Origin of the sequence: Exiguobacterium sp. UBA7533 (assembly GCF_002479335.1) — a bacterium.
Lineage (GTDB): Bacteria > Bacillota > Bacilli > Exiguobacteriales > Exiguobacteriaceae > Exiguobacterium_A.
Map to the genome: position 1 here is coordinate 354 of NZ_DLMP01000010.1, position 2,764 is coordinate 3,117.

The window sequence follows — 2,764 nt, forward strand, 5'->3', positions numbered from 1 at the left end:
TGATGTAACGATTACACTTAGAGTAATTGCCGAAAAAACAAGTATTAAAACATTATATTTTAAAAAATGAGGCACGAAGCTAGAAAGTCTAAGAAGATCTACCTTACGATGAGCTTAAAGGGAGTGGCAAACATGTTATTAGAGATCAAGGGTTTATCAGGAGGATACGGATCTAAAACAGTCCTTCATGATATCAATATTGAAGTGGATCAAGGGGAACTCGTTGGTTTAATCGGTTTAAATGGTGCGGGGAAATCAACGACGATTAAACACATCCTCGGTCTATTACCGGTCAAAACGGGATCTGTACGAATCAATAGATTGGATTTAGCGACGAACGAAACCGAGTATCGTCGTCAAGTCGCGTATATTCCGGAACAGCCGATGTTATATGAACAACTAACGTTACGGGAGCACCTTCGCCTCATGGCACAAGGATATGATGTCGAAGAAGCAGTAGCGATAGAACGAGCAAATCATTATGCTGAACGTCTTCGGATGACGAAACAATTAGAGTGGTTTCCAAGTGTCTTCTCAAAAGGGATGAAACAAAAAGCAATGATCTTGTGCGCCCTTGTCACGGGGAGTGAATTGTTGATCGTTGATGAACCATTCGTTGGACTTGATCCACTGGCAATCCGAGAGTTGCTTCAGATTTTCAGTGAACTCAAGCAGGACGGTAAAGGAATTTTAATGTCAACGCATATCCTGGAGACAGCCGAGCGCCACTGCAACCGATTCGTTCTCTTACATGAAGGACATATTGCGGCGGAAGGGACAACGGCTGCTTTACGAGCTCGCTATGGACTACAAGATGGAACGCTGGATGATCTGTACGTTGCTGCGATCGAGGAGGCAGAACGATGAATAGCCAGTCCTTATGGAAGGAACGGTATCAGGCGGCGATGACGGAAACAGTGAAATATACACGATATATAGCGAATGGTGGACTATTATTCACCGTCTACTTTGTTATTTTATACGCATTAGTCGTCTACGGTCGTTTCCTCGACCAACTCGATCCATCATTTCCAGGTCGATTCGTCATGGCAGCCTTATTTCTGATTCTGCCGCTCTACCGGACAAGTCGAACGTTTCTTGTCGAGGCGGATCAAGTGTTTCTATTACCCGTGTTAGCGAAGTTATCCAGTTTCATGCAGCAGGTGCGCGCATATAATGCGATTTTTGGTATCATTCGTGCCGTGATTCCGTTTCTAGCAGTCGTTGTTCTCTATGTTCGGACAGAACAGACGACACCGTTTGAACTTGTCTTAATGGGCGTAGCTCTTGCCCTATTCGGAGCGGCAGCGAATTTGTCGAAACTTGAAGGCATCGCACATCGAACAGTGTTATTGTATGCATTTGGAGCAGCACTACTCGTCATCATCGATATGGCGTGGATGTCGATCGTCGTTGCCTTGCTGTTAATGATCGTCCTTCATCTGAAGCGTCAGGATCATCTCCCGTTACGTGAATGGATTGCGCTCGAACGAGAATCACGTGATCGTTTTTATCGACTAGCCAACTGGTTCGTCGATGTTCCACATCTATCGGCAACGTATAAACACCGTCGTCTCTTAAGTAACATGGTCGAGCGGTTTCCGTACCAAGCCCAGACGACATTTGATTATTTGTATGTCAAACAGTTCATCCGGAGTGGGGACGGCATCGGATTGATTGTTCGTCTCACGCTGATCGGGGCTGTGTTCATGTGGTTGGCAAGTGGTAACGTGTGGTTCGTCGCACTTGCGATCCCTGCGTTTGGTGGGCTGACGAGTTTTCAATTGGCACCATTCACGAAAGCAGTCGATCAGCATCTGTTGACTCGCTTACTGCCGTTTGGGAATGCCGTGCACGCTAAACGGAAAATCATCCGCTTCGCGGCAATCAGTCAATGTATCATTTTGACGTTACTTGGCTTCTTCTTAAGCGGATCCATCTATGTCGTGGGTGGGGCAGCTTTGGCACTTATGATTGGTGAATACTACGCCCGAAAGTAATAAACACGAAAGAGCCTACGTGATGAATATTCATCGCGTAGGCTCTTATTCGTTATGAACCATTAATTGACACGTTCGTTTGATAGATCTTCTTCTTCAACCATATGCAATTCCTTGCTGACAGGAGCAGGAAGATCGTAAGAAGCTTGACCATGTTCCGCGACGTCAAGACCACGGAGTTCATCTTCGCGTGTGATTCGAAGTCCGATCGTAAGGTCGAGGACTTTTAAGAAAGCATAACTTAAGACGCTGACGATGACGATAGCAAAGACGACACCAAGAGCTTGAACACCGAGTTGCGTGAAGCCACCTCCATAGAAGAGTCCTGCTTGTCCGATACCTGTGATTTCAACGAGTCGAGGTGAAGCGAAGAATCCAGTTGCGAGTGTACCCCAGATACCAGCGACGCCATGAACGGAGAAGGCACAAAGTGGATCATCCACGCGACTTGCGAGAAGAATGCTCGTTCCATACGTGATCACACCAGCAAGGAAACCAATGACGACGGCTGCCCATGGTTCCACAAAGGCACAGGCTGCTGTGATGGCAACGAGTGCAGCTAACACACCGTTGATGATCGAAGGGATATCTGCGACGCGACGGTGCCAGAACGAGATGGCAAGAGCGCCGAGGGCACCTGCTGCAGTCGCGAGTAACGTCGTCAAAGCAACGTAACTAAAGAATCCGTCGGCAATCGTTAATGTCGAACCAGCGTTGAAGCCGAACCAACATAACCAGAGGATGAAGGCACCGACGACAGAATA

At 47.1% G+C, this 2,764-nt stretch carries 3 protein-coding genes; 2 read left to right on the plus strand and 1 reads right to left on the minus strand.

Going from position 1 to position 2,764, the window contains the following annotated elements:
* Nucleotides 1–132 precede the first annotated feature (132 nt).
* Nucleotides 133–867 (plus strand): ABC transporter ATP-binding protein, encoded by a 735-nt coding sequence (locus B2U10_RS11525; RefSeq protein ID WP_035409404.1) that lies wholly within the window; start codon nt 133–135, stop codon nt 865–867.
* The gene (locus B2U10_RS11530) at nt 864–2,000 is read left to right on the plus strand and encodes an ABC transporter permease (protein WP_290787826.1); all 1,137 of its coding nucleotides are present in this window, start codon (nt 864–866) and stop codon (nt 1,998–2,000) included. Before B2U10_RS11525 ends, B2U10_RS11530 begins: the two co-directional genes overlap by 4 nt.
* Before the next feature lie 62 nt (nt 2,001–2,062).
* On the opposite strand, the gene B2U10_RS11535 is transcribed toward B2U10_RS11530, so the two are convergent.
* Nucleotides 2,063–2,764 (minus strand): ammonium transporter (locus B2U10_RS11535; protein WP_414655325.1); only part of this gene is annotated, 702 nt, incomplete at its 5' end.